The sequence below is a fragment of the Bradyrhizobium genosp. L genome (assembly GCF_015624485.1).
In the GTDB taxonomy this organism is placed as follows: domain Bacteria; phylum Pseudomonadota; class Alphaproteobacteria; order Rhizobiales; family Xanthobacteraceae; genus Bradyrhizobium.
Map to the genome: position 1 here is coordinate 476680 of NZ_CP061378.1, position 21058 is coordinate 497737.

At 64.8% G+C, this 21058-nt stretch carries 20 protein-coding genes; 13 read left to right on the plus strand and 7 right to left on the minus strand.

The window, feature by feature from the left end; translation table 11 throughout:
- Positions 1 to 232 precede the first annotated feature (232 nt).
- Entirely contained in the window at positions 233 to 2278 is a 2046-nt protein-coding gene (locus IC762_RS02250) for an acetoacetate--CoA ligase (RefSeq protein WP_195787038.1), read from the minus strand.
- 154 nt (positions 2279 to 2432) lie between these two features.
- Between IC762_RS02250 and IC762_RS02255 the strand changes: the two genes are divergently transcribed.
- Together IC762_RS02255 and IC762_RS02260 are read left to right on the plus strand one after the other, a co-directional pair.
- Complete coding sequence (locus tag IC762_RS02255; RefSeq protein WP_195787039.1) at positions 2433 to 3440, plus strand: glycoside hydrolase family 3 protein; 1008 nt, start codon at positions 2433 to 2435, stop codon at positions 3438 to 3440.
- Between the two features lie 96 nt (positions 3441 to 3536).
- A complete protein-coding gene (locus IC762_RS02260) occupies positions 3537 to 3719 on the plus strand; it encodes a hypothetical protein (RefSeq protein ID WP_195787040.1) in 183 nt (60 codons plus the stop codon).
- Between the two features lie 69 nt (positions 3720 to 3788).
- Here IC762_RS02260 and IC762_RS02265 read toward each other — a convergent pair whose 3' ends face one another.
- The gene (locus IC762_RS02265; RefSeq protein ID WP_246801752.1) at positions 3789 to 4154 is read right to left on the minus strand and encodes a hypothetical protein; all 366 of its coding nucleotides are present in this window, start codon (positions 4152 to 4154) and stop codon (positions 3789 to 3791) included.
- 248 nt (positions 4155 to 4402) lie between these two features.
- On the opposite strand from IC762_RS02265, the gene IC762_RS02270 reads away from it, so the two are divergent.
- Both IC762_RS02270 and IC762_RS02275 read left to right on the plus strand, forming a co-directional pair.
- On the plus strand, positions 4403 to 4576 hold the full coding sequence (locus tag IC762_RS02270; RefSeq protein WP_195787041.1) for a hypothetical protein: 174 nt from the start codon (positions 4403 to 4405) through the stop codon (positions 4574 to 4576).
- 208 nt (positions 4577 to 4784) lie between these two features.
- The gene (locus tag IC762_RS02275) at positions 4785 to 5372 is read left to right on the plus strand and encodes a response regulator transcription factor (protein WP_195787042.1); all 588 of its coding nucleotides are present in this window, start codon (positions 4785 to 4787) and stop codon (positions 5370 to 5372) included.
- A 15-nt stretch (positions 5373 to 5387) separates the two neighbouring features.
- Here the strand turns inward: IC762_RS02275 and IC762_RS02280 are convergent, their stop codons facing one another.
- The 3 genes from IC762_RS02280 to IC762_RS02290 form a co-directional block, all read right to left on the minus strand.
- The gene (locus tag IC762_RS02280) at positions 5388 to 5636 is read right to left on the minus strand and encodes a hypothetical protein (protein WP_195787043.1); all 249 of its coding nucleotides are present in this window, start codon (positions 5634 to 5636) and stop codon (positions 5388 to 5390) included.
- A 92-nt stretch (positions 5637 to 5728) separates the two neighbouring features.
- The gene (locus IC762_RS02285) at positions 5729 to 6448 is read right to left on the minus strand and encodes a Crp/Fnr family transcriptional regulator (RefSeq protein WP_195787044.1); all 720 of its coding nucleotides are present in this window, start codon (positions 6446 to 6448) and stop codon (positions 5729 to 5731) included.
- A 172-nt stretch (positions 6449 to 6620) separates the two neighbouring features.
- Entirely contained in the window at positions 6621 to 7331 is a 711-nt protein-coding gene (locus tag IC762_RS02290) for a Crp/Fnr family transcriptional regulator (protein ID WP_246801398.1), read from the minus strand.
- A 488-nt stretch (positions 7332 to 7819) separates the two neighbouring features.
- Here IC762_RS02290 and IC762_RS02295 point away from each other — a divergent pair, with 488 nt between their 5' ends.
- The 6 genes from IC762_RS02295 (at position 7820) to IC762_RS02320 (ending at position 14600) form a co-directional block, all read left to right on the plus strand.
- Positions 7820 to 9346, plus strand: coding sequence for a flagellin (locus tag IC762_RS02295; RefSeq protein WP_195787045.1), 1527 nt, complete (start codon positions 7820 to 7822; stop codon positions 9344 to 9346).
- Positions 9347 to 9748: 402 nt separating this feature from the next.
- Positions 9749 to 12463, plus strand: a complete 2715-nt coding sequence (locus tag IC762_RS02300) for a hybrid sensor histidine kinase/response regulator (RefSeq protein ID WP_195787046.1) — start codon at positions 9749 to 9751, stop codon at positions 12461 to 12463.
- 12 nt (positions 12464 to 12475) lie between these two features.
- The gene (locus tag IC762_RS02305) at positions 12476 to 12949 is read left to right on the plus strand and encodes a chemotaxis protein CheW (protein WP_195787047.1); all 474 of its coding nucleotides are present in this window, start codon (positions 12476 to 12478) and stop codon (positions 12947 to 12949) included.
- 43 nt (positions 12950 to 12992) lie between these two features.
- Positions 12993 to 13379 (plus strand): response regulator, encoded by a 387-nt coding sequence (locus tag IC762_RS02310; RefSeq protein WP_195787048.1) that lies wholly within the window; start codon positions 12993 to 12995, stop codon positions 13377 to 13379.
- 33 nt (positions 13380 to 13412) lie between these two features.
- Positions 13413 to 14273, plus strand: coding sequence for a CheR family methyltransferase (locus IC762_RS02315; protein WP_195787049.1), 861 nt, complete (start codon positions 13413 to 13415; stop codon positions 14271 to 14273).
- Between the two features lie 3 nt (positions 14274 to 14276).
- The gene (locus IC762_RS02320) at positions 14277 to 14600 is read left to right on the plus strand and encodes a PilZ domain-containing protein (protein ID WP_195787050.1); all 324 of its coding nucleotides are present in this window, start codon (positions 14277 to 14279) and stop codon (positions 14598 to 14600) included.
- A gap of 171 nt (positions 14601 to 14771) precedes the next feature.
- Here IC762_RS02320 and IC762_RS02325 read toward each other — a convergent pair whose 3' ends face one another.
- Positions 14772 to 15080, minus strand: a complete 309-nt coding sequence (locus tag IC762_RS02325) for a hypothetical protein (protein WP_195787051.1) — start codon at positions 15078 to 15080, stop codon at positions 14772 to 14774.
- Positions 15081 to 15237: 157 nt separating this feature from the next.
- Here IC762_RS02325 and IC762_RS02330 point away from each other — a divergent pair, with 157 nt between their 5' ends.
- The 3 genes from IC762_RS02330 to IC762_RS02340 all read left to right on the plus strand — a co-directional run bounded on the left by IC762_RS02330 (position 15238) and on the right by IC762_RS02340 (position 18660).
- Complete coding sequence (locus IC762_RS02330; RefSeq protein ID WP_195787052.1) at positions 15238 to 15873, plus strand: response regulator transcription factor; 636 nt, start codon at positions 15238 to 15240, stop codon at positions 15871 to 15873.
- A gap of 194 nt (positions 15874 to 16067) precedes the next feature.
- A complete protein-coding gene (araD, locus tag IC762_RS02335) occupies positions 16068 to 17807 on the plus strand; it encodes an L-arabinonate dehydratase (protein WP_195787053.1) in 1740 nt (579 codons plus the stop codon).
- A 133-nt stretch (positions 17808 to 17940) separates the two neighbouring features.
- Positions 17941 to 18660: a ribonuclease activity regulator RraA gene (locus tag IC762_RS02340; RefSeq protein WP_195787054.1), complete on the plus strand. Its 720-nt coding sequence runs from the start codon at positions 17941 to 17943 to the stop codon at positions 18658 to 18660.
- A gap of 274 nt (positions 18661 to 18934) precedes the next feature.
- Here IC762_RS02340 and IC762_RS02345 read toward each other — a convergent pair whose 3' ends face one another.
- On the minus strand, positions 18935 to 21037 hold the full coding sequence (locus IC762_RS02345) for a S9 family peptidase (protein WP_195787055.1): 2103 nt from the start codon (positions 21035 to 21037) through the stop codon (positions 18935 to 18937).
- Between the last annotated feature and the right edge of the window lie 21 nt (positions 21038 to 21058).

The window sequence follows — 21058 nt, forward strand, 5'->3', positions numbered from 1 at the left end:
CAGGTCGGCAGACCGATACGCGCGGTGCCGAACAGATCATAGGCCGATCCCGCGACGAACAGGCGATTGCCTGGGGCGGGGGAGTTTGCACGATTTCGGAATATTGGAATATTGCAACTGAGTTGCCCGACGTGTCAAGCTGTCGTGTCGACAGTCGCCATGTCGGCAGCCACCGACTCCTTTGCATGGGGTTGTTTTCGACATTTTTGGCAGTGCGCCTCATCGGCTCACTCTAGCCTGCGCCCGCCGTCTTGCTCAGATAGCCCCTCGCAAAGTCGAGATACCAGTCCAGGCACCCCGGATTGGCCATTGCGTCGCGGTTGATGACCTTCTCGACCGGATGTCCGAGCAGCAGCTTCTTGACCGGCAGCTCCTGCTTCTTGCCGGACAGCGTGCGCGGGATCTCGGCGACGGCGAAGATATCGTTGGGCAGGAAGCGCCGCGACAGGCCGGCCTCGACGGCCTTGTTGATCCGCGCCTTCATCGTCGCATCGAGCGCGATGCCGTCGCGCAGCACCACGAATAGCGGCATGTAGCTGTCGCGGCCGAGATATTCGAGGTCGACCACCATCGAATCCAGCACCTCGGGCAACGCCTCGATCGCGGAGTAGAGCTCGCTGGTGCCCATGCGCAGGCCGTGGCGGTTGATGGTGGCGTCACTGCGGCCGTAGATCACGCAAGCGCCATCGGGCTCGATCTTGAGCCAGTCGCCGTGCCGCCACACCGGGCCGCGGCCGCTGCCGTCGAAATTATCGGGGTAGGTCTCGAAATAGCTGGCGCGGTAGCGGACGTCGCCGGGATCGTTCCAGAACCGCAGCGGCATCGAGGGCAGCGGCTCGGTGCAGACGAGCTCGCCGACCTCATTGGTCACAGCGCGGCCCTGCTCGTCGAAGGCTTCGACCGCGCAGCCGAGCAGGCGGCATTGCATGGTGCCCGGCGTTTGCGGCAGCTCGCGATTGCCGCCGATGAAGGCGCCGGCGAAGTCGGTGCCGCCGGAAATGTTGGCCCACCACATCTCGGCCTGCGCGGCGCTGCCGTTGGTCCTGGCGAGCGCGGCGAAGCGATCATTGAACCAGGCTTGCGTGTCGGCGCTCAGCGGCGATCCGGTCGACCCCAGCGCGCGCAGGGCCGAGAGGTCGCCGACCGCCTTAAGGTCGAGCTCGGCCTTGGTGCAGTTGGCGAAGAATGCCGCGCCCGCGCCGAAGAAGGTTGCTTTCGCATCGGCGACGAAGCGCCACAGCGTGGTCCAGTCCGGCTTGTCCTTGGCGCCGCCGGGGCTGCCATCGAAGATGCAGCAGGTGGTGCCGTTGAGCAGGCCGTTGGCCTGGCAATTCCACATGATCCAGCCGGTCGAAGAGTACCAATGGAAGCGTTCGCCGAACGAGTTTGCCTGATAGCTGCAGCCGATGTCGTTGTGCAGCACCGCGAGCGGCAGCGTGACGACGATGATGCCGCCATGGCTGTGCACGATCGGCTTCGGCAGGCCGGTCGTGCCCGAGGAATAGACGATCCAGAGCGGGTGATCGAATGGCAGCCATGCCGGCTCGAACCCGTCGATGTCAGCACCATGACCGGCGAGGATGGTGGAGAGGCGCGTCGCGGCGGACGCGGTCTCGCTGTGCAGGATGACGTGCTGGACCGTCGGCAGCGCATGGCGCAAATCCTCGATCACGCTTTGCCGGTCATGGCGCCGTCCGGCATAGGTGACGGCATCGCAGGCGATCAGCACCTTCGGTTCGATCTGCTTGAAGCGGTCGATCACGGCGGGCGCCGCCATGTCGGGTGCGCAGACGCTCCAGATCGCGCCCAGGCTCGCGGTCGCCAGAAACGCGATGATCGTTTCCGGGATGTTCGGCAGATAGGCCGCGACGCGGTCGCCGGAGCGCACGCCCTGGGCCTTCAGATGCAGCGCCAGCGCGGCGACCTTGCGCTGCAGGTCCGGCCAGCTCGTCTCGACGAGCTTGCCGTCCTCGCCGCTCGAGATCAGCGCCGGCAAGCCTGCGGCATGCGCCGGCCCGACATGGCGGAATACCTGCCGCGCATAGTTCACCGAAGCGCCGGGAAACCACACTGCACCGGGCATCTTGCGCTCGCCGAGCACGGCCGTGTGCGGCGTCGGCGAGCGCAGATCGAAATAGTCCCAGATGCTCTGCCAGAAGCCGTCGATGTCGGTGACCGACCAGCGCCGCATCGCTTCGAAATCGGCAAACTCAAGCCCGCGGCTCTGCTTCAGCCACTGGCGATAAAGAGCCATTTGCGGGACGTAAGGTGCTGCCATGGTCGTTTCCGATTGCCGTTTCGTGGTGCGTGGCCCTCTTAACATGGCGGTGCGAGCGTGGGGAACGTCCGCTGGTCAGGATATTCGTACCGCTGGCCGACATGCTATGCCGGTCACAGTATGCCGCGCTTGATTCTGCGCGCAGGATAGCCGAATGCCCGTCCCGGTCGGTGAGCTCTTCATCCTCGGTTTCCACGGCAAGGTCGTTCCGGCCTGGCTGACGGAATTTGCCGCGCGCTTCGGTCTCGGCGGCGTGATCCTGTTCGACTATTCCTGCCGCAGCCGGCAATACGACAACAACATCGATACGCCGGCGCAGGTCGCATCGCTCTGCGCCGAGATCGCGGCGCTGCCGTCGCATCCGCTGCTGTTCATCGACCAGGAGGGCGGGAGGGTAGCCCGGCTGAAGGACGCAAACGGCTTTCAGCCGCTGCCGAGCGCGCGGGATTTCAATCGGCTCGCGCGCGGTGAGAAAGAGGCGATCCTGGCGGCGAGCTACAGCGAGTTGCGCCGGCTCGGCATCCGCTACAATTTCGCACCGGTCATCGACGTCGACTATAATCCCGACAATCCCAATATCGGCGGCATCAAGCGCTCCTATTCGGCCGACATCGGCGAGGTCGAGGCCAATGCACGGCTGGTCCATGCGGCGGCGCGGCAGGCGCGGGTCGGCCTTTGCCTGAAGCATTTTCCGGGCATCGGCGGCGCCAATGTCGATTCGCACCTGGACTTCATGGACATTTCCGATGCGCTGCGGGCCGAGCAGGAGGAGTTGTTCTACGCGCTCGCGCCGAAGACTTTCGGCGACGCCGTGCTGGTCAGCCACGCCATCGTCCGTGCCTGGGATGCGCACAAGCCGATGACGTTGTCATCGGCCGGGATCGGCCGGCTGCGCCGCCGCCTGCCGGAGACGCTCCTGATATCGGACGACATGCAGATGCAGGGCTTGCAGAAGGCGCTCGGCACCGGCGCCGCCAGCCGGCAGGCGATCGCCGCCGGCATGGACATGGTCTGTATCGGCAACAATCTGCTCGACCAGGAGCAGGAGATGGCTGGCGTCGCCGCGATGATCGCGGCTGCGATGCAGGATGGATCGCTCGATCCGGCCGCAGTGCGGCATTCGATTGAGCGGGTGCGAAAGCGCAAATTGCTGTTGGCCTGACTGCGTCACATGAAATTTCTGCTGGACGATGCCGGCGCTCGGAACCAATCTTCCTTACCGCGAATTAATGGTGACGCTCACTCGGGGCTAACAACCATGAAGATGCTCAAGCGTCTCTTCCAATCGATCCGGCTACGCCGCGTCGCGCGCAAATCCGCCGATTTCCTGCATGCCTCCATCGATCCCGACGAATTCTCCCGCCTGCTCTGCAGCGGGCGCCGCGAGGACCTGCGGATTCTGGCGAGGAAGCTGAGCCTGCGCGCGCGGACGCACGCGTAGAGTGGGCCGGCAGCCAAACGTCAGCCGATTCTGACCGATCCAGAATCGGCTGGTCCGGCGTGCGGCCCGCTATTGCTTCGCCTTCTCGTGGCTTTCGATCCCGATCGCCTTGTAGTCGTAGGTTGGATAGAATTCGGTGCGATAGGCGCCCCAGGCATTATTCTCGATGATGCGGTTGACCTCGCGCAGCCGCGAGGCCGGCAGCCGCAACGTCACCACCTGGCCGATGCCCATCATCACGTACCAGCTGACGACCTCGACGCCTTCGGGCGGAAACGCCTTGTAGAATCCCTGCCGTTCGAGCTGGGCGTTCAACTCGCTCAGCGGGCGCGACTGGTCGTGCTTGAAGAAGATGGTGATCATGACCGCGTTGTCGGGCGTCGGCGGCGCGTTGTTGGTCTGCGCGGTCTGGGCGCGTGCGTCCGTGCCAACCATCAATGCGGCAGCCAGTGCCGCGATCGCCATCCAGGAACCAATTCTTCCGCGCATCGTCGTCGCCTCCTTGCCGGGGTCTTGCTGCTCTTCCCGCGGCCGCGATCATCGCGGCGGCGCCGGCGGCTGTAAATTGACATTCGCCTGACCCGGCAGTCGCCCTTGCCCCAGTCGCCTTTGCCCGATGTGAACCGCTTCACAGCCCTCCGCTGCACCCCGGATTAAGGAGAAGTCTTCCCGACACCGAGGGCATGGTCGATGACGACCCGGCGAATGGCGTGCTGGTGGTTCAGGTCCGTGATGACCGGGCGGTTCCTGCAAAAGTTCCTTTGGCTGCACCGGCCATGACGCTGGAGCGTGTCTGGCTGTTCGAATCGCGGCCATCGATGATCGCGACTGGGCGCCGGCGTGCGGGCGGAAGGTAAACGCGGCCTCGGGAAACTACCGGGACCGCGGCAGCGTCGTCCCGTAAGACTACTGTAATTCCACTCGAATCTGCGGGATTCGTTGCCAAATCAGCGGTGATCTGCGCCTGCTTGGCGTCATGAACCTGAGATCACAGTTGCGTTACCCGTATTACTACGGGGTCTCGCGTTAACGCAGACACAAGTTCACCTTCGGTAAACCATACTTATGACGCAGCACGACAATCGAGCCGAGGTCCGCGTTCCGAGCTGGATGGGGCAAGACGCGCCGCTCGAGGTCCGGGAGGCCGCCCCGCGCGCGCCGGCGGAGGAGGCCGGCGCCGTGGTTGTCCGCCAGCTCAACGGACCGGTGACGGCGCTGCTGCTCTATATGAACGAGCTCAAGCAGCACAGCCATCAATTCGCGCAGACACCGGGCAACGGCATCTATTTGCGGCAGGTGATCGAGAACGCGCTCGAGCAGACCGAGCGCGTCTCCGCGATGCTGAAGCAGATTTCCGATCTCTATCCGAACGCGCTTCCAGCCGCCGATCTCAGGCCGCTGCGCGCCGACAAGCCGTCCCGTTCCGCGTCATCAGACGTGATGTTCGCGCCGGAAGCCGGCCGCAAGCCGCTGACCAAGCGCGAGCGCGAAGTGCTCAGCCTGATCAGTGACGGCTACTCCAACAAGCAGGGCGCGCTGCACATGAACATCAGCCCGCGCACCTTCGAGAGCCATCGCGCCGAGGCGATGCGCAAGCTCGGCGCGCGCAACACCGCCGATCTCGTCCGCAAGGCGCTGCTGCAGGGCGCCTGAACGGCAGTTATTTTTTCAAAGATAATCTTCTGTGGCGAGGCAGAGCAGCGGCGCGCGCCGCGTGGTCGATGCCGCGGGTTTCGGCTCGTCCGGGACGATCGTGATCACCCAAGCCGAAGCCGTGCCGACCCTGCTTTCGACGATCGAGCGCACGCGTCCGGTGACGGCCGTGCCGGCCGAGCGGACGGTGGCGGAGCGGCCGTTGAACTGGGCGATGCGGAAGCGCCTGGCTTCCTTGTGGTCGGTCGTCTCGTACGTCAGCATCGGCTCCCCCATCCTCGGCGCAACTGTGGGGATGCAACGTTATCCGACGGTGAAAATCGTGAGCCGTAGAAGTACGGCTCGCCGGCCGTATATCACCCGCCGGCGTCCTCACCCTGCAGCAGTCCCGCATACTGCGCCTTGACCGCGGCGTAGCATTCGCATGAAGTCCGCATCAGGCCGTCGACATTGGTGATCTCGATATGGCCGCGGCTGTAATGGATGAAGTTCGCCTGCTGCAGGGTGTGCGCGACCAGCGACACGCTGTTGCGCCGCGCGCCGATCATCTGCGCCATCGCCTCCTGCGTCAGCACGATCTTGTTGCTGCCGGAGAGATCGCGCGTATGCAGCAGGCACCGCGCCAGCCGTGATTCCACGGTGTGCGCGGCATTGCAGCCGGCAGTCTGCTGGATCTGGGCATAGACGGCGAGCCCGTGCCGGATCAGCGCGGCGCGAAGCGTCGGGCTCGCGCCGGCGGCCGCCCGCAACGCGCCGACCTCGATCGCCGAACAGGCGCCGGGCACCAGCACGACGGCATTGTTCAAGACGCGCGCCTCGACCAGCGGCGTGAACGCGCCGTAGAGGCTGTCGCGGCCGACCATCGCGACCTGCACGCGCTCGCCTTTCGCCAGCTTGACCACCAACGAGATCACGCCCTTGTGAGGCATGTAAATGCGGTTGAGCATTTCGTCGGTCTCGACCAGCACCGTGTCAGCCACGAGCTCGATCGTGCGCAAATGCTGCCGGATCAATTCGAAATCGCTATCCGACAGCGCCGCCAGAAATCCATTAGGTGATCGCGGAAACGTATCCAAAGCAACCTCCTGCCTTTCCGGCAAAGCTTGACTCTGGGCACCACGGCTGACGCGCGCAGCCGGACGTCCCCGCGTCCCATCCTGCCACGTCTTGAACCTGAGCAGAATACGCCGATTGCCGCATCGCGGCAGCCCGCATATCAGATTTCGGCAACTGGCTGGCTCGCTCCGGTCAATCCTCCGGCCCGATCAATTGCTCGGCGTGCAGCCTGACCGTCCCGTAGCACTCGCAGGCCGCCTTCCGCAGGCCGTCGGTGTCGGTGATTTCGATATGCCCGCGGCTGTAGCGCAGGATGCCGGCCTGCTGAAAGCCATGTGCGACGATCGAGACCGCGTTGCGTCGGACACCGATCATCTGCGCCAGCATCTCCTGGGTCAGCGGCAACGCCTCGCTGCCGCAAAGATCGCGCGCGCGCAGCAGCCAGCGCGACAGCCGCGCCTCCACCGGATGCGAGACGTTGCAGGCGACCGATTGTTGCGTCTGCGCCATCAGCGCCTGCTCATAAAGAGCGACCAGGGTCCGGAAGGCGGCGCTGCGATCCACGATCTCGCGGAAATCTTCCGCCCGCAACACCGAAGCGGTGCCCGGCACCACGACGATGGCGTCCGCGAGCAGCGGCCGTGCATAAAGCGCAGCCGACGCGCCGACAATGCTGTCGCGTCCGATCGTGGCGATCTCGACCGACTGCCCGTCGGACAGATTGACCATCAGCGAGACCACGCCGCTGTGCGGCAGGTAGACCCGCTGCACCGGCGCGCCGGCGTCGGCCAGCACTGTTTCCTTGGTCAACTCGACGGTTTCGAGAAGCGGATGAAGTTGCGCGTAATCCGCAGCGGGAAGCGCATGCAACAGACGATTGGGCGGACGTGCTACCGCAGACATTGGATCTCCTGCCGAGGGCGGGAGCACTGCGGTCTCGCATCACCTACTCTTGGCGCGTGGAATGGCAACGAACATAGCTTGCCTGTCCAATTGCACAAGAGTTGTGGCATCGACTTTATACCCTTTCGAGGGCAGACAGCCGATGCCGCACTGGCAATCGATATCGATTCGACCGAAGCACGCCTTTGCCGGCGATGCTACCACAGGAGATTGCAACTCTCGGTGGTATTTATTGATTTCCGTTAACTGTATTCCGCCGCGGCGATTCTGTCGTCAGGTTTTGCCAACCCGCCGCGGGTGGGCATCGGACCGGCGGCACCGGGCGGCGGTTTTGCGGCCGGCCGCAGAATGACCGGACCGCGCCCTCTGGGTATTTGTACGGAGCGCCGCTTTAACGAACGGGTCACGCCGCCGGCCCAGTGTGGCACGGACCGCCGCGTGAAATTTGCGGCGTCACGTCAATCGTGTTCATCCAGAAGGGTATCAGTATGTCCGGCATCGTCCTCTCGTCATCGGTCCGTCAGAATCTGCTTTCGCTGCAGTCGACCGCCGATCTCCTCGCCACCACGCAGAACCGTTTGTCGACCGGCAAGAAGGTCAACACTGCTCTCGACAATCCGACCAACTTCTTCACCGCGCAGTCGCTCGACAACCGCGCCAGCGACATCAACAACCTGCTCGACGGCATCGGCAACGGCGTCCAGGTGCTGCAGTCCGCCAACACCGGCATCACCTCGCTGCAGAAGCTGGTCGACAGCGCCAAGTCGGTCGCCAACCAGGCGCTGCAGGCGGCGGTCGGCTATTCGGCGAAGTCGTCGTTCACGACCGACCCGATCGCCGGCGCGACCACCGACAACCTGCTTGGCACCTCGGCTGCTGCGAGCAACGCCGTTCTGACCGGCTCGTCCGCGCTCGCCACGCTCGACCTGACGGCGGCCTCGACCGACCTGACCTTCAAGGTCAACTCCCAGACCGTCACGCTGGCGAAGGGCTCGTCCTACACCGCGACCCAGATCAAGGATGCGATCAACACCCAGGTCGGCACCAGCGCCAAGGTCGCCGCCACGCTCGATGGTTCCGGCAAGCTGGTTCTGACCAGCACCAACACCGCGGGCGCTTCGGACGCGGTCACCGTCGACACCTTCAGCTCCGGCGATGCGACGCAGCTCGGCTTCCCGGCCGGCGCTTCGGCGACCGCCAGCGGCTCCGCCGGCGGCAGCCCGCTCGACGGCCTCACGCTGACCATCGGCGCGACCGGCAATGGCACCGCCACCAGCATCACTTTCGGCACCGGCAGCGGCAAGGTGAAGTCGCTCAACGATCTGAACAACGCGCTCGCGGGCAACAACCTGCAGGCCTCGCTCAGCGCAACCGGCGCGCTCACCATCAGCACCACCAACGATGCCGCCTCGGCGACCATCGGCACGGTCGGTGGCACCGCGGCCGATACCGGCAAGCTGTTCAACGGCAAGACCGGCAGCACTCCGGTGCAGGACCCGACTGGGCTGACGAACCGCGCCAACCTGGTCAACCAGTACAATAACATCCTGGATCAGATCACCACGACCGCCCAGGACGCGTCGTACAACGGCATCAACCTGCTCAATGGCGATCAGCTCAAGCTGACCTTCAACGAGACGGGCTCCTCGACGCTGAAGATCCAGGGCGTGACCTTCGACGCTTCCGGCCTCAACCTGACCAAGCTGACCGCCGGAACGGACTTCATCGACAACGCTTCGGCCAACGCCACGCTGAAGACGCTCAACTCGGCGAGCGGCCTGCTGCGTACCCAGGCGTCGACCCTCGGTTCGAACCTGTCGATCGTGCAGATCCGTCAGGACTTCTCGAAGAACCTGATCAACGTACTGCAGACCGGCTCGTCCAACCTGACGCTGGCCGACACCAACGAGGAAGCGGCGAACAGCCAGGCGCTGTCGACCCGTCAGTCGATCGCGGTGTCCGCGCTGGCGCTCGCCAACCAGTCGCAGCAGAGCGTTCTGCAGCTGCTCCGTTAAGCGCAGCCGCGACCGACATCGAATAGCGAGGCGGCGGAGGCAACTCCGCCGCCTTTGCTTGTGCGCTCGATCGCATCATGATCCAGGGTTTGCGGTCCTCAACCAAAGGGCGATCGCCCCCGACGCAGGCTGATGTCGCAGCCGTGAAAGTTTCGCTGCACTTAACGGCGGCCGGATTCCATTCGATTCAAATTGCGATGACCGGTGGAACGGGCTCTTTCCCGTTCGGGTGGTAAGTGCCTGTTACTGCGAGGCTGGCCACATGTCCCGATGCATCGTGCAACATCTTGAAATGGTTCACCGTCCGTATTTGCACGGACGGCGAAATTAACGTCGCCGTGAAGCCGAGGGGGCTATCGATGCAGGGCGACCGTTCCGCAGCACTTTGAGGGGGCCTTTCCGATGGACGATCTGTTGCGCGAGTTCCTGACGGAGAGCAGCGAGAGCCTGGATACGGTCGACAATCAGCTGGTGCAGTTCGAGCAGGATCCGAACAACGCGAAGATCCTGGATAATATTTTTAGGCTTGTACACACCATCAAGGGCACCTGCGGTTTCCTGGGATTGCCGCGGCTGGAAGCACTTGCCCATGCCGGCGAGACCTTGATGGGCAAATTCCGCGACGGCATGCCGGTCAAGGCAGAGGCGGTGACGCTGATCCTGTCCTCGATCGATCGCATCAAGGAGATTTTGGCGGGCCTCGAGGCGACCGAGGCCGAGCCCGAGGGCAACGATCGCGACCTGATCGATCAGCTGGAGGCGATGGTCGAGCGCGGCATGGCAGCCATGGCGGCCGCTGAAGAAGTGCCTGTCGTCGAAGCCCCGTCGATGCAGCCGGCGATGACCGAAGGCACGCTGGTGGTGCAGACCCTGGAGCGTCCGCTGCGTCCAGGCGAGGTCTCGCTCGACGAGCTCGAGCGCGCCTTCCGCGAGACCGAGACCGAAGCGGCCGCGCCGGCCCCGCCGCCGGTGGCAAAACCCGCCGCGCCCGTTGCCGAGGCCGCGCCCACCGAGGCCGCCAAGAAGCCGGTCCGCAAGACGGCCGCCGAGAGCGAGGTCCAGGAAGGCGACAAGATCGCCAACCAGTCGATCCGGGTCAATGTCGACACCCTCGAACACCTCATGACCATGGTCTCCGAGCTGGTCTTGACCCGCAACCAGCTGCTCGAGATCTCCCGCCGCAACGAGGACACCGAGTTCAAGGTGCCGCTGCAGCGCCTCTCCAACGTCACCGCCGAGCTGCAGGAGGGCGTCATGAAGACGCGCATGCAGCCGATCGGCAATGCCTGGCAGAAGCTGCCCCGCATCGTCCGCGACCTCTCCGGCGAACTCGGCAAGCAGATCGAGCTCGAGATGCACGGCGCCGACACCGAGCTCGACCGCCAGGTGCTCGACCTGATCAAGGATCCGCTGACGCACATGGTGCGCAACTCCGCCGATCACGGCCTGGAGACCCCGGCCGAGCGGGTCGCGAGCGGCAAGGGCGAGCAGGGCACCATCCGGCTGTCCGCCTATCACGAGGGCGGCCACATCATCATCTGCATCGCCGACAATGGAAGAGGGCTCAACACCGAGCGGATCAAGGCCAAGGCGCTCCAGAACGGTCTCGTCAGCGAGGCCGAACTGGAGAAGATGACCGAGGCCCAGATCCACAAGTTCATCTTCGCGCCGGGCTTCTCCACCGCAGCGCAGGTGACCTCGGTGTCCGGCCGCGGCGTCGGCATGGACGTGGTGCGCACCAATATCGACCAGATCGGCGGCACCATCGACATCAAGAGCGTGGCCGGCGAGGGCGCCAGTGTCACCATCAAGATCCCGCTCACCCTGGCGATCGTCTCGGCTTTGATCGTGGAAGCCGGCGGCGACCGCTTTGCGATCCCGCAATTGTCTGTGGTCGAGCTGGTGCGGGCCCGCGCCAACTCCGAGCACCGCATCGAGCGGATCAAGGACACCGCGGTCTTGCGGTTGCGCAACAAGCTGCTGCCGCTGATCCATCTCAAGAAGCTGCTCAAGATCGACGACGGCGCCACCACCGACGCCGAGAACGGCTTTATCGTCGTGACGCAAGTCGGCAGCCAGACCTTCGGCATCGTGGTCGACGGCGTGTTCCACACCGAGGAGATCGTGGTCAAGCCGATGTCCACGAAGCTGCGCCACATCGACATGTTCTCCGGCAATACCATCCTGGGCGATGGCGCCGTGATCATGATCATCGACCCCAACGGGATCGCCAAGGCGCTGGGCGCCGCCGGCTCCTCCGCCCATGACATGGCCGATGACAGCGCCGCTGCGCACGCCAATGGCGGCGAGCAGCTGACCTCGCTGCTGGTGTTCCGCGCCGGCAATCACCAGCCCAAGGCGGTGCCGCTCAGCCTCGTCACCCGGCTGGAGGAGATTGCGGCCGACAAGATCGAGCTCAGTAACGGCCGCTACATGGTGCAGTACCGCGAGCAGCTGATGCCGCTGGTGCAGATGGCCGGCGTCCAGGTGCAGACCCAAGGCTCGCAGCCGATCCTGGTGTTCGCCGATGACGGCCGCTCGATGGGGCTCGTGGTCGACGAGATCATCGACATCGTCGAGGAGCGCCTCAACATCGAGGTCGCAGGCAGCCAGGACGGCATTCTGGGCTCGGCCGTGATCAAGGGCCAGGCCACCGAGGTGATCGACGTCGGCCACTTCCTGCCGATGGCGTTTGCCGACTGGTTCTCGCGCAAGGAGATGCGCCCGTCGATGTCGGCGCAGTCGGTGCTGCTGGTCGACGACAGTGCCTTCTTCCGCAACATGCTGGCGCCGGTGCTGAAGGCCGCCGGCTACCGGGTACGGACCGCGCCGAACGCCCAGGAGGGCCTCGCCGCGCTGCGCTCGGGGCAAAGCTTCGACGTGGTGCTGACCGACATCGAGATGCCCGAGATGAACGGGTTCGAGTTCGCCGAGAGCATCCGCTCCGACCACAATCTCACGGGCATGCCGATCATCGCGCTGTCGGCGATGATCTCGCCGGCGGCAATCGAGCGCGGCCGGCAGGCCGGCTTCCATGACTACGTGGCAAAATTCGATCGTCCCGGGCTGATCGCGGCGCTGAAAGAGCAGACCGCCGAACTGAGCCGGGCGGCCTAAAGGGATCACAGGATGACCAGCAAGACCGAAACCACCGAAGGCGCGATGTCCGAATACGTCACCGCCGTGATCGGCGGGCAGCTATTTGGCTTGCCGATCTCCCGTGTCCAGGACGTCTTCATGCCGGAGCGGCTGACGCGGGTTCCGCTGGCCTCCAGCGAGATCGCCGGCGTGCTCAACCTGCGCGGCCGCATCGTCACCGTGGTCGACATGCGGGCCCGGCTCGGGCTGCCCAAGGCCGATGACGGCCAGCCGCCGATGGCGGTCGGCGTCGACCAGCGCGGTGAATCCTATGGCCTGCTGATCGACCAGATCGGCGAGGTGCTGCGGCTGCCCGATGCCAGCCGCGAGGACAACCCGGTCAATCTCGATCCGCGGATGGCCAAGCTCGCCGGCGGCGTCCACCGCCTCGACGGCCAGCTCATGGTCGTGCTCGACGTCGATCGCGTGCTCGAATTGGTGCCAAAAACGGCTGCTGCAGCTTAACGCCCGGTCGCGGAGACGGCGGGTTCAACAAGGAGGCCAACACATGAAGACATGTCTTGTCGTCGATGATTCCGGTGTGGTGCGCAAGATCGCCCGCCGCATCCTCGAGGGAGTTCATTTCACCGTCATCGAAGCCGAAGACGGCGAGAAGGCGCTCGAGGCGTGCAAGCGCGCGCTGCCTGACGCCGTGCTGCTCGACTGGAACATGCCGGTGATGGACGGCTTCGAATTCCTGGTCCAGCTGCGCCGCATGCCCGGTGGCGATGCGCCGAAAGTGGTGTTCTGCACCACCGAGAACGGCATCGACCATATCTCGCGCGCGCTGCATGCCGGCGCCAACGAGTACATCATGAAGCCGTTCGACAAGGACATTGTCGTCGCAAAATTCCAGGAAGTGGGCCTGCTCGCGCTCGACGCGACCGAAGCCTGAAGCAATTCCACCCTTTGCCGCTGCGAGGCTCCTGTGACGCCCCCTGACTACGAGTATCTGCGTAAGCTGTTCAAGGACCATTCCGGTCTCGATCTGTCCTCGGACAAGCAATATCTGATCGAGAGCCGCCTGCTGCCGCTGGCGCGCAAATGCGGCCTCGCCGGCATCCCCGACCTGTTGGCGAAAATGCGGGCCGGCTCGTCCCAGCACATCGTCCAGGCGGTCGAGGCGATGACCACCAACGAGACCTTCTTCTTCCGCGACAAGGTCCCGTTCGATCATTTCCGCGACACCATCATGCCCAACGTGCTGAAGGCGCGCGCTGCGCGGCGCAGCATTCGGATCTGGTGCGCTGCCGGCTCGACCGGCCAGGAGCCTTATTCGCTGGCGATGTGCCTGAAGGAGATGGCCGCCGCGCTCGCCGGCTGGCGGGTCGAGATAACAGCGACCGATCTGTCGCAGGAGGTGCTGGAGAAGGCGAAGGCCGGCATCTACAGCCAGTTCGAGGTGCAGCGCGGACTGCCGATCCAGATGCTGGTCAAGCACTTCAAGCAGACCGGAGAATTCTGGCAGGTCAATCCGGAATTGCGCGCGATGGTGCAGCACCGCCAGCTCAATCTGCTGCACGATTTTTCGCAGCTCGGCACCTTCGACGTGATCTTCTGCCGCAACGTGCTGATCTATTTCGACCAGGACACCAAGATCAACGTCTTCAACCGTCTGGCACGATCGATGGAGGCCGACGGCTTCCTGGTGCTCGGCGCTGCCGAGACGGTGGTCGGCCTGACCGACACCTTCAAGCCTGTCGCCGACCGCCGCGGCCTGTACCGGCCGAGCGGAGTGCGGGGCGCCGGTGCTGCGATGCCCAGGATCGCCGCGGTGGCGGGGTTTTGAGCAATGACCGAGGACGGCGGCAGGCTCGTCGAGCGCGTCACCTTCAGCCGGGGCTTCGACGTCTGCATCATGGCGATCGACGGTACCTGGCGGCGCGACTGCGTGCTCAACGCCGTCTCGGACAATGACGCCGCCCTCACGGTCGAGGGTTCCATCCAGGGGCTCAATCTGAAGGAATTCTTCCTGCTGCTGTCGTCGACCGGGCTGGCCTATCGCCGCTGCGAGCTGGTGCGCGTCAACGGCACCGAGATGGACATCACCTTCCTCAAGGGCAAGCCGGGCAGGAAGCGGCCGGCCGCGGGTGAGACCGAACGGATCGTGGCCTGACCGGCGTCACGCCGAAATCCGACATCATCAGAGGCGATACCTGAGGAACAGATCGGCGGCTGCGTTGTTCTGCCGTGATCGGGCGCGATGACGGCCAACGGCCCAAGGACCGGCGGCCCCATGGATCGGCTCACGGCAAGTTTGCGGTGCCAAAGTTTGCAGTGCGGCGGCTCAGTTCAGCACGCGCGCCGGCGCTTCGGATTCGCGCAAGCTGTCCAGCGCGACCCCGAGGCCTGCGCCGCAGGTCTTCAGCGCCGTGAACGCTGCGATGTAGCGCGGGGTAATATCGTCCAGGATGAGGATGCTGCTCTCGGTGTCCTGCTCGGTGAGCAATGCTTCGCGGGCAATCGCCGCCTCGATCAACCGCAGGCTGGTCTGGACATGCCCGATCAAGGCCACCAGGTCGGTCACGATCAGGGCGTGGGGGTCGCTGCCTTCGTCAGAGCACACCGCAACGTAGTCCGCCGCTGCATTGATCATGCATGTTTTCTCCACTGCCCCCATTTTTATGGAGTGCGGTGCTACTTGTGCGTTAAGCTGGCGTCCCGTACAAATACGGGTCCTTTGATCAATGCCTTCGAGAGATATCTTGTTGTGCGGTCAAAGCGGGCACGCTTACGACTGATGGACGATGCATATGGCTGAGAGTGGGGCTCCCCGCGGGGAGATTTTCGTAGTCGACGACGATCCTGCCGTTCGCGAGACGCTGTCAGTCGTTCTGTCGACAGCCGGCTACAAGGTGATCTGCTTTGCAGATGGCGCCGCGCTGCTCTCCGTCGCGCGCTCCAGGACGCCGGCCTGCATCCTGCTCGACGTGCATATTCCCGGAAAATCCGGCCTCGATATCCTGCGAGAACTTCACGGCGAGGATTATCCGGCGCCGATCTTCATGATCTCGGGGCAGGGCGACATCGCAATGGCGGTCAGCGCCATCAAGAACGGCGCGCTGGATTTCATCGAGAAACCGTTCCGCGGCAACGAGATCGTCAGCCGGCTGAACGAGGCGATCGACGCCTACACCAGGCGCCGCAGCGAGAGCTCGGCGTCGCGCATCGCCGCCCTGCACTTCCCCGGCCGCGAACCCTTGACGCGCAGGGAGCGCGAGGTGCTCGAGCAGTTCACCGCCGGCGCCTCCAACAAGGAAGCCGGGCGGCAGCTCGGCATCAGCCCGCGCACGATCGAGGACCATCGCGCCAACATCATGAAGAAGCTCGGCGCGCGCAACGCCGCCGATCTCGTCCGCATCGTGATGACGGCGCAGCGCCAAGCCTGAAGATCAGAGCCTGAAGATCAGAGCCTGACTTTCGTTGCGGCGAATTCCGTTCTGCGAAACGCGCGGGCAGCCGGCGCGACATCTGCGCTCCGCGCGCGGGACGACGCTCGCAGAAATCGAGTATATGCACGACGCAGGGCATATGCGGGCGAAGCGATCTCACCAAGAACGATCCCGGGAAACATGGGGCCTCCATGACGAGCAAGAACAAGACTCCCGATCAACTGCGCAGCGCGCGCTGGTTTGCGCCCGACGATCTCAGGGCCTTCGGCCATCGCTCGCGCGCGATGCAGATGGGCTACGCGCCGGAGGAGTGGCGCGACCGGCCGGTGATCGCGATCCTCAACACCTGGTCGGACGCGCAACCCTGCCACATGCACTTCAAGAGCCGGGTCGACGACGTCAAGCGCGGCGTGCTGATGGCCGGCGGCTTTCCGATCGAGCTGCCGGCGCTGTCGCTGTCGGAATCGCTGCTGAAGCCGACCACGATGCTCTACCGCAACATGCTGGCGATGGACGCCGAGGAATTGCTGCGCGGCCACCCCGTCGACGGCGTCGTGCTGATGGGCGGCTGTGACAAGACCACGCCGGGACTGCTGTTAGGCGCCACCAGCATGAACCTGCCCGCGATCTATCTGCCGGCCGGGCCGATGCTGCGCGGCAACTGGAAGGGCAGGACGCTGGGCTCAGGCTCCGACGCCTGGAAATACTGGGATGAGCGTCGCGCAGGGAAAATCTCCGACAAAGACTGGGTCGACATGGAGGCCGGCATCGCGCGCAGCTACGGCACCTGCATGACCATGGGCACGGCTTCGACCATGACCGCGATCGCGGAAGCGATCGGCATGACACTGCCCGGCGCCTCCTCGATCCCGGCGGCCGACGCCAACCACATCCGCATGAGCTCGGAGGCCGGACGCCGCATCGTCGAGATGGTGTGGGAGGATCTGACGCCGCAGAAGATCCAGACCCGCAGAGCCTATCAGAACGCGATCACGGTCGCGATGGCGATGGGCTGCTCGACCAATGCGATCATTCATCTGATCGCGCAGGCGCGCCGCGCCGGCCAGGACATCTCGCTCGATGATTTCGAGATCGCGAGCCGCAAGGTGCCCGTGATCGCCAATGTACGGCCGAGCGGCGACCTCTATCTGATGGAGGATTTCTTCTATGCCGGCGGGCTGCCCGGCCTGATGAGCCGGATCAAAGAGCATCTGCATCTCGACTGCATCACGGTGACCGGCAAGACTCTCGGCGAGAACATCGCCGGCGCCGAGGTCCACAATGACGACGTCATCCGCACCGTCCAGAATCCGATCTACAAGGAGGGCGCGCTCGCGGTGCTGAAGGGCAACCTCGCGCCCGACGGCTGCGTGATCAAGCCGTCTGCCTGCGATCCGCGCTTCCTCAAGCACACCGGTCCGGCGCTGGTGTTCGACGATTATCCTGACATGAAGAAGGCGGTCGATGATCCCGATCTCGACGTCACGGCCGATCACGTGCTGATCCTGCGCAATGCCGGCCCGCAGGGCGGCCCGGGCATGCCCGAATGGGGCATGCTGCCGATCCCGACCAAGCTCGTGAAGCAGGGCGTGCGCGACATGGTGCGGCTGTCGGACGCGCGGATGAGCGGCACCAGCTACGGCGCCTGCATCCTGCACGTCTCGCCGGAAGCCTATATCGGCGGCCCGCTGGCGCTGGTGCGGAACGGCGACCGCATCACCCTCGATGTCGCCGCGCGCACCATCAATCTCGATGTGTCGGAGGCCGAATTGGCAAAGCGTCGCGCGGAATGGAAGCAGCCGGAGCGGCGCTTCGAGCGCGGCTATGGCTGGATGTTCTCGAAACACATCAAGCAGGCCAATGAGGGCTGCGACTTCGATTTCCTCGAGACCGGCTTTGGCAAGCCGGTCGGAGAGCCGTCGATTTACTAGTCATCCGTCATTCCGGGGCATCGCGAAGCGATGAGCCCGGAATCCATTTTGCCATGACACATGCGGCTTGATGGATTCCGGGCCTGCGCCTTCGGCGCATCCCGGAATGACGAAAGGAGAGAGCAGAGCACCAATGTCAAAACTCAGCGACACCACCCGCAACAGGCTGAAATCCGTCTCCACCGCCACCGTCGCCACCGCGCTGTTCAAGCGCGGCTTGCGCATTCAGATGGTTCAGGATGTGCATCCTCTGAGCGCCGACCAGCCGACCATGGTCGGGGAGGCCTTCACGCTGCGCTACATGCCGGCGCGCGAGGATCTCAACACGATCGACGTCTTCCGCGACCGCGCGCATCCGCAGCGCAAGGCGATCGAGGACTGCCCGGTCGGCGCCGTGCTGGTGATGGACAGCCGCAAGGACGCGCGCGCAGCGTCCGCCGGCGCGATCCTGGTGACGCGGCTGATGAAGCGCGGCTGCGCCGGCGTCGTCACCGACGGCGGTTTTCGCGACTCGGCCGAGATCGCACGGCTCGGCTTCCCGGCCTTCCACCACCGCCCGAGCGCGCCGACCAATTTGACGCTGCATCAGGCGATCGAGATCAACGTGCCGATCGGCTGCGGCGACGCGCCGGTGTTCCCCGGCGACGTGATCCTCGGCGATGCCGACGGCGTCATCGTGATTCCCGCGCATCTCGCCGACGAGATCGCCAGTGAGACCTTCGAGATGACCGCGTTCGAGGATTTCGTCACCGAGCAGGTCCAGAACGGCCGCGGCATCTTCGGGCTCTATCCGGCAACGGACGAGCAGACGATGAAGGATTTTGCGGCCTGGCGAAAAACGAAGGAACGGTAGCCAGCTGTCGTCCTGGCGAAAGCCAGGACCCATAACCACAGGAACACGTTTGGCGAAGACTGCTAGTCTAGTTATGTTGGTTGCCGCGGTACTGCGACCTCCGCACTCGATAAATCACGCGGTATGGGTCCTGGCTTTCGCCAGGACGACGATGGGGAGGGGACGTGCCAATCAAACTGCGCTTCGTAGCCCGGATGGAGCGAAGCGCAATCCGGGGTTCTCGCAAGCGGCACGATGGTCCCGGATTTCGCTGCGCTTCATCCGGGCTACGAGGCTACACCTCCGCTCTATCAGCTATCCCCACCGCCCACAGCGCGAACGCGTAGACGATCGCGACTTCATCCAGCCGGTTGAAGCGCCCCGACGCGCCGCCGTGGCCGGCGCCCATGTTGGTGCGCAGCAGGACCGGACCGCCGCCGGTCATGGTGGCGCGCAGCCGGGCGATCCATTTCGCCGGCTCCCAATAGGTCACGCGCGGGTCGGTCAGCCCGCCCATCGCCAGGATCGCCGGATAGTCCTTGGCCGCGAGGTTGTCGTAGGGCGAGTAGGACAGGATGGTGCGAAAATCCTTTTCGCTCTCGATCGGGTTGCCCCATTCCGGCCATTCCGGCGGCGTCAGCGGCAGGGTGTCGTCGAGCATGGTGTTGAGCACGTCGACGAACGGCACCTCGGCGACGATGCCGGCGAACAACTCACCGTCACGGTTGGCGACCGCGCCCATCAGCATGCCGCCGGCCGAGCCGCCATGGCCGACGATGCGTTTGGCACTGGTGTAGTTCGCTTCGCACAGCGCGCGGCCGGCGGCGGCGAAATCGGCGAAGCTGTTGGTCTTCTTCTCGCGCTTGCCGTCGAGATACCAGCCCCAGCCCTTGTCGGCGCCGCCGCGGATATGCGCGATCGCATAGACGAAGCCGCGGTCGACCAGCGACAGCCGGTTGGCCGCGAACGACGCCGGCATCGCCATGCCGTAGGAGCCGTAGCCGTAGAGCAGCAGCGGCGCCTTGCCGTCGCGGACAAAGTCCTTGCGATGCAGCATCGAGACCGGCACCTGCGCGCCGTCATGCGAGGTCGCCATGATGCGGGTGGTGACGTAGGCGGCCGGGTTGTGGCCGGAGGGGATCTCCTGGCGCTTGCGCAACACCCGCGTCCGCTTTGCCATGTCGTAGTCGAAAACCTCCGACGGCGTCGTCATGGACGAATAGGCGAAGCGCAGATTGGTGGTGTCGAACTCGTAGCCGCCCATGGTGTCGAGCGAGTAGGCCGCCTCGTCGAAGGCGATGGCGTGCTCCTCGCCGGTCGCGAGGTCGCGGATGATGATGGCAGGCAGCGCATTGGCGCGCTCCAGCCGCACCATGTGGCCGGCATAGAGCTCGACATCGAGCACGTAGACGCCCTCGCGATACGGAATCAGGTCGCGCCAGTTGCCACGATCGGGAGCCGCCAGCGGCGCCGTCACCACCTTGAAGTCGATGGCGTCGTCGGCATTGGTGAGAATGTAGAGTGCATCGCCGCGATCGGCGATCGAATATTGCACGCCTTCCTCGCGTGCCGCGACCAGACGCGGCGGCAGGTCCGGATCGGCGAGATCGATCAGCCGCTGCTCCGAGGTCTCGTGGTCGCCGCCGGCGATGACGCAGAAGCGGCCGCTCGCGCTCTCGTGCAGATGGGTGAACCAGCCGGGATCCTGCTCCTCATAGATCAGGATGTCGTCGCCTTGCCTGGCGCCGAGCTTGTGCCGCCAGACCTGCATCGGGCGATGATTGTCGTCGAGCTTGACGTAGAAGAAGCTCTTGGAATCCGCGGCCCAGACCACGCCGCCATCGGTCTCCTCGACGATATCCTCGAGGTCGCCGCCGGTCGCCCAGTCGCGCACGCGGATCGAAAAATACTCCGAGCCCTTGGTGTCGGCGCTCCAGGCGTGCAGCCTGTGATCGTTGGAATGCCGGCTGCCGCCGAACTTGAAATAGTCGTGGTCCGCCGCCAGCGCATCGCCATCGAGCACCACGTGATGGTCGCCGCCGTCGCGCGGCGTGCGGCAGAACAGCTCATGCTGGCCGCCCTCGCGGAATTTCCTGAAATAGGCGAACGGGCCGTCCGGCGACGGCACGCTGGAATCGTCCTCCTTGATCCGCCCGCGCATCTCCTTGACCAGCCGCTTCTGCAAGCCGTCGGTGTGGCCGAGCAGGCTCTCGGTGTAGCCGTTCTCGGCTTCCAGATAGGCGCGGATGTCGGGCTCGAGAATCGCGGGATCGCGCAGCACCTCCTGCCAGTTCGGATCCTTGATCCACGCATAGTCGTCGGTCACCGTGATGCCGTGGGTGGTGAAGGAATGCGGCCGGCGCGGCGCGACAGGGGGCTTGGTGGCGGGTTTGGTCACGCGATCCTCATTGTGCGGGGG